This window comes from Defluviitalea phaphyphila (assembly GCF_001466305.1).
Taxonomy (GTDB): Bacteria; Bacillota; Clostridia; order Lachnospirales; family Defluviitaleaceae; genus Defluviitalea_A; species Defluviitalea_A phaphyphila.
The window spans coordinates 1-5,776 of sequence record NZ_JWID01000039.1; the positions used below are offsets into that span (position 1 = coordinate 1).

A 5,776-nucleotide genomic window follows, 5' to 3' on the forward strand; every position below is an offset into this window, starting at 1 on the left:
AAATAAAAGCTAGTACATAAAAAAATAAAATATAATAAGGAGGAAAAATGTATATTAAAAAAATGAAAAAAGGAATAAAAAAGATATTCAGCCTTCTTTTACTAATCATCATATCCATAGGAATAGGGGGATGCAAATTAATGTTTAGAAATAAAAAAGAATATACCTTAGACGAAAGACAAGAAATGGCATTAGAATATCTCAAAGAAAAATATAATGAAGAATTTATACTTCGAACAAGGGTAGGTAAAGGCTGGAGTCAAAGTTATGATAGATTTTACGTCTATCCCAAGAAAGGAGATAAAGAAAAAGATACATTTGTAATAAGATTTTTCTTATGTCAGACGAAGAAATTGAAAAGATGGTGTTGGACAAACTAGCCTATAAAGTAAATATTGATGAATTAAAATCTCATTTATACAATATGGGGCTTACAGAAAATTCTCCAAAATGCATTGAGAACAGTGAGGTAAAAATGATGGGAGCATTAATGAGTATGGCTGTCAGTATTGTTATTATTACTGTACATGAACTAGCACATATATTGGCGGCTATTCGGCAAAAAATGACTCGACTTGATTTCAGTGTTGTTCTTTATGCAGGGTTTATTCCCATGTATTATACAAAGTATCCTGAAATGATTTCTATAGACAGAAAAAGAAAGATTGATATATTGTCCGCAGGTCTTAGAACAAACATTGTCATGGCAATAGCTAGCCTAGCACTATTGGGTTTTGCAGGTATGCCAAAAAAGGTGCTTGATCTTTGTGGTATTATATTTTTAGTTAATTTTCACTTTATTATTATAAATATCTCTCCTTTTTTAATGAACGATGGATATTTTATATTAATGAATTTTTTTGGTATCAGTGGTCTGCGAACAAAAATGTGGCAGTTTATCAGAAATATTATAAGAAAACACCATGGAAAAGTTTTATATAAAAATAGGTTTGTATTTTTTATATATTTAATTTTTAGTATGTCAACTTTAATTATTAATTTGTTTATTACAATAGTATGGATATATAAAATAATTAAGGAAATTATTTTACTGATATAAAAACTAACATGGTCTAGGAGTGAAAAGATGATAAGTCTAAAGTTAATAAAAGCTAATAGTGATAATTGCAAAAGTATTTTATTCGCCATAGTCCTGTGTGTTACTGTTTTTATAACTAGTTTGATTTATATTGAATATTCCTTGCAAGATATGGATAAAGAAATAGCTGAAAAATACGGCAACATAGATATTGTTTTCTATGATACCAATGGCTCCAGTGATATATATAGAAATCTCATAAATCAAGAGGAGGTTGTAAATGTTGCATGGCAAAGCAACATACCAGCATATATAGACAATTACAGTATTATTTTACATATATTAGATTTTGAAGCTCACAATGCTGTGAATAGTATAAAAAATATTGATAAGAAACTTATAAGCAATATGAAGGGCATATTTCTTAGCAGAAATTCATTAAAAGTTTTGGGTACTGAAGATAATATATTTGATTTAACTGTCAATGGAATAAAAAAAGAGGTTAAAATTGCCGGTGTTTTAGATGAAAAAAGCTTTTATGAAGTTGCCAATACTAGCCAAATCAATGTATATATTTCCAAAGACTATTATAATAGTATTTTTGAAGAAGAAATTATAAAAAATGTATATTTAGTTGATTTAGGAGATGTTTCAAGCACAAAAGCATCACAATTTGCCCACAAGTTTGATAATCTAATATCTCATAATATTGTAGATAAAATAAATCTACAGAAAAAGGAAAGTTCCCAAAGTTTTATTTATGCTGTTAGTTTTATTCTTATAGGCTTAATTGGCATAGTGTTTGGTAGTTTATATAATTTTTCAAAAACTATTATTTCAGAAAACATAGAGCATATAGGTTTTTTAAGAACTATTGGTTTAAGCCATCAAAAAGCAACAGTTCTATATAAAAATATGATTTTGTTGTTAGGTATGATTGGGGAAGTAATTGGAATTATTTTGGGAATTATTCTTGGTAATTTATTGATTTATGTAAAATATGGATTTTCAGGATTTATGTTTTCTAAGTTTTCTATATTATTAAGCCTTATTATTTCCGTAGTTGCTCCATATATTTTTATGGCAATAGAGATGGGAAAATATAAAAAGCATAAACCAATACAGTTACTCCTTCTTTACAGAAACCATGGATATGATGAAAAGGAAGATATGATAAACAAATATATAATCAATAGTTTGTTTTATATTGTTTTCTTTATTGTACTGATGAGTGTAAGGGATAAAATAAATGATACTGCAAATATGATATTATCGGCCTTTGCAGTATTTGCTGTAGTAAAATCAGTGGAAAATTCAGTTGTAGTCCTTTTTCATATGCTTTCATTATTATCAAATAAATTTATTAATACAAGACCACTTTTGGCACTTTCTTTTAAAAATTTGGCCAGAAATAAAAAGAAAACAGCTAGTGTTTTTGGTACTTTTATACTTATCTTAGCATTTTATATAGGAATGTATAATGTTTTTTATACTATAAGAACAGATGCCGCTAATAAAGTGGAACTTCAATATAACGGTGATGCCTTTATTACGAAATATAACCAGACTCAGGAAGTTATTGAGAAAAAAATTGATTCCATTTCTAAGTTACCCATTGTTGAGTCAATAGAAACATCCCATTCAAGGTTTTTAACCTTAGGAGGCAATAGGATTGAGGGTTACATACTATCAGAAAGTGAGTTTGAAAAATTTTTTAATTTATTGGATGTTCAAACAGGGAAAAAAGCCTTACTTCCAGATAGTAAGCAGGGAGGAATTATTGGAGAAAGTCTTGCAAAAAAAGGTAATATTAAGGTAGGAGATAGGCTTACATTATCTGATGATTCAAATACATATGAAATTATTGTTGAAGGCATATGCAATGCCTATGAATATATGGGAAATGTTGTATATCTAAATGAAAAGTATTTTTCTTATCCTGTAAACAACATAACCCTTATATTTAAGGAAGGTGTAGATATAGACCAAGGTATTAAAATCATTAAAGATTCGTTTTCAGAGGATGATGTTTTTACCCCAACAATTAAGAGTAAAGAACAAATAAAGGAAAGCTATCGTATTAACGCCATCAAAGGCACTATGTTTATTGAAGTAATTTTAGTTTTTATAAGCATAATAGGTGTATTTATGTTAATTAACCAAGCAATTCAGTTTATTAACGGTAGGAAAAGAGAATTTACCTTGATGAGAGTAATGGGAAGTTCTTTAAATGAAATAATGAAGATTAATTTTATGGAATTTATCATATTTGCAATTATAGGAATAATTGGAGGTATAATATCAGGAATATTGGTTACATGGGAGTTTGTTGATATTGCTTCAATATCCTCAGGTATTGGCAAAGTATTATCCTATCATTATGATATATCAAATATTTTAATATTTTCTATTTTTATTTTCATTCTATACAGTTTAAGTTTGATCATTATCCTTTATAAGCTTAAGAACAAAACAATTATTACGGCTGTTAAAGAAGAGTAAGAAGGGAGTTATCTTTTGTGTTAGAAATATTAAGAGGGGAAAATATTAAAAAAAGTTATAGAAGTGGAGATACCATCCAGAAGGTGTTGAATGGAGTAAATGTTAAATTTGAAAGGGGTAAGCTTTATTGCATCACCGGTGCATCAGGGTCAGGAAAATCAACCCTATTATATATATTAAGTGGCCTAGATATGCCAGATCAGGGTGAAATATATTTTAACGATGAAAAAATTTATAAGAAATACAGCAATGATAAAGCTATGAGCGAATTCAGACGAAAAAACTTTGCGTTTATTTTCCAATTTTTTAATTTACTCCCTACTCTCACTGTTGAAGAAAATATCCTTCTTCCTTTATTCCTAGCAAAAGCAGTAACAAAGGAAAAGAAAAAATTAATGGATGAATTAATGGAAAAAATGAATATCTATGATAAAAGGAACAAAGCCGTAAATCTTTTATCGGGAGGTGAACAGCAAAGGGTAAGCATTGCTAGAGCTATGATTTTAGATTGTCCTATTATCTTTGCCGATGAGCCAACAGGTAACTTAGACCACAAAAATTCTTTGCAAATCTACTCATTACTAAAGCAAATGACCAGAGATTACAATAAGACCGTTATATCTGTGACTCATGACATGGAAATGACATCAATGGCTGACGTAATTTTCACATTAAAAGACGGAATATTAATCAAATCTCTTGCTGAAAGGGAAAATAAAAACAATTACAACTAAAAGTTCTATTAAAAAAATGGTCTTAAAGAGTAAATACTTCTTTAAGACCATTTTTTTATAACTAAATTTTAAATAGAATTTTAAGCACTAAAAGTAGAAATATTTATGATATAAGTATATAATATTTAAAACCATAAGGATAGGAGGTTTTATATGTGTATTATAAAAAAATGATAGGGAATAAGTGTTATTTATCTCCCATTAATATTGAAGATTATAAAGAATATACTAAATGGGCAAATGATATGGAAGTAAGTCTTGGATTAAGCTTTCCAGCAAGAGTGACTACTGAAGAAGCAGAAAAAGAAATGTTGGAACAATTAATAAAAAGAGAATACACTTTTTCAATTATAGATAAAGAAAGTGATAATTTAATAGGGAATATAGGATTCTCTAAAATAGACAAAATTCATCAAGTAGGTCAAATAGGTATATTTATAGGAAATAAAGATTATTGGGGAAAAGGATATGGCAAAGAAGCAGTTAATTTAATACTTGATTTTGGATTTAGTATTTTAAATTTACATAATATATATTTACGAGTTTTTGAATTTAATAAATCTGCAATAAAATGCTATAAAAGAGTAGGTTTTAAGGAAGTTGGTAGGATTAGAGAAGCAAAGAAAATAGCAGGAAAAAGATACGATGAAATATATATGGACATATTAGCAAATGAATATGAATCTGTGTACATAAAAGACTTAGTAGAAAAGAGAAATAAGAGTGAATAAATTTTTAATACTTCGATTAAATAAAAAGGGGAAATAACTATGAAGGATTATAATAAAATTATAAGAGAAAACTCTACAATGGAATCCAACAGATTAATTTTAAGACCTTTTTCTATGAAAGATGTGCAGGATGTATTTTTGTATGCCAGCGATGATATTGTAACAAAATATTTGACATGGCCATCCCATATTGATATATCCCAAACTGAAAAGGTAGTAAAAGAATTTTATATGACTAAATCGGGAGTTTTTGCAATAGAATTAAAATCAGAGCATAAATGTATTGGATGTATTGAATTAAGAGTATGTCCTGAACATGATAAGGCAAGTTTTGGTTATGTATTAAATAGAGAATACTGGAATAAAGGTTATATGACAGAAGCATTAAAATTAATACTTGATTTTGCATTTTCAAGATTAGGATTAAATCGTATAGAAGCTACTCATTATGTTGGTAATGAAGGTTCTGGCCGTGTAATGCAAAAATGTGGAATGAAATATGAAGGAAAAGGTTTACAAGAAGTAAAAATTAAAGGTATCTTTCATGACGTTGTGCATTATGCAATTTTAAGAGAAGATTGGATAAACTCATACTAAGATTATTTTTTTATTCCCAATATATTTTTTATATAGTTAAATTTTTATGGTATTTCTAAATATTAAAAGTAGAAATATTTATGATATAAGTATATAATATTTAAAACCATAAGGACTGGGAGGTTTTATATGTATTATAAAAAAATGATAGGGAATAAGTGTTATTTATCACC

General features: G+C 27.7%; 6 protein-coding genes. All 6 read left to right on the forward strand.

Features of this window, described 5'->3' with window-relative positions; genetic code table 11:
- Nucleotides 1-47 precede the first annotated feature (47 nt).
- Nucleotides 48-380: a hypothetical protein gene (locus tag OM90_RS11675; RefSeq protein ID WP_058487044.1), complete on the forward strand. Its 333-nt coding sequence runs from the start codon at nucleotides 48-50 to the stop codon at nucleotides 378-380.
- A complete protein-coding gene (locus OM90_RS11680) occupies nucleotides 338-1,060 on the forward strand; it encodes a M50 family metallopeptidase (protein ID WP_144428582.1) in 723 nt (240 codons plus the stop codon). Before OM90_RS11675 ends, OM90_RS11680 begins: the two co-directional genes overlap by 43 nt.
- A gap of 27 nt (nucleotides 1,061-1,087) precedes the next feature.
- Nucleotides 1,088-3,541, forward strand: coding sequence for an ABC transporter permease (locus OM90_RS11685; RefSeq protein WP_058487046.1), 2,454 nt, complete (start codon nucleotides 1,088-1,090; stop codon nucleotides 3,539-3,541).
- Nucleotides 3,542-3,558: 17 nt separating this feature from the next.
- Nucleotides 3,559-4,275, forward strand: a complete 717-nt coding sequence (locus tag OM90_RS11690; protein ID WP_058487047.1) for an ABC transporter ATP-binding protein — start codon at nucleotides 3,559-3,561, stop codon at nucleotides 4,273-4,275.
- 155 nt (nucleotides 4,276-4,430) lie between these two features.
- Nucleotides 4,431-5,006, forward strand: coding sequence for a GNAT family N-acetyltransferase (locus OM90_RS11695; RefSeq protein ID WP_058487048.1), 576 nt, complete (start codon nucleotides 4,431-4,433; stop codon nucleotides 5,004-5,006).
- A gap of 39 nt (nucleotides 5,007-5,045) precedes the next feature.
- Entirely contained in the window at nucleotides 5,046-5,603 is a 558-nt protein-coding gene (locus tag OM90_RS11700; protein ID WP_058487049.1) for a GNAT family N-acetyltransferase, read from the forward strand.
- Nucleotides 5,604-5,776: the final 173 nt, after the last annotated feature.

What these genes read in the sequence shown, in the direction of transcription:
- OM90_RS11685 (WP_058487046.1), top strand. Translation starts at nt 1,088, where the DNA reads ATGATAAGTCTAAAGTTAATAAAAGCTAATAGTGATAATTGCAAAAGT.
- OM90_RS11675 (WP_058487044.1), top strand. Translation starts at nt 48, where the DNA reads ATGTATATTAAAAAAATGAAAAAAGGAATAAAAAAGATATTCAGCCTT.
- OM90_RS11700 (WP_058487049.1), top strand. Translation starts at nt 5,046, where the DNA reads ATGAAGGATTATAATAAAATTATAAGAGAAAACTCTACAATGGAATCC.
- OM90_RS11680 (WP_144428582.1), top strand. Translation starts at nt 338, where the DNA reads ATGTCAGACGAAGAAATTGAAAAGATGGTGTTGGACAAACTAGCCTAT.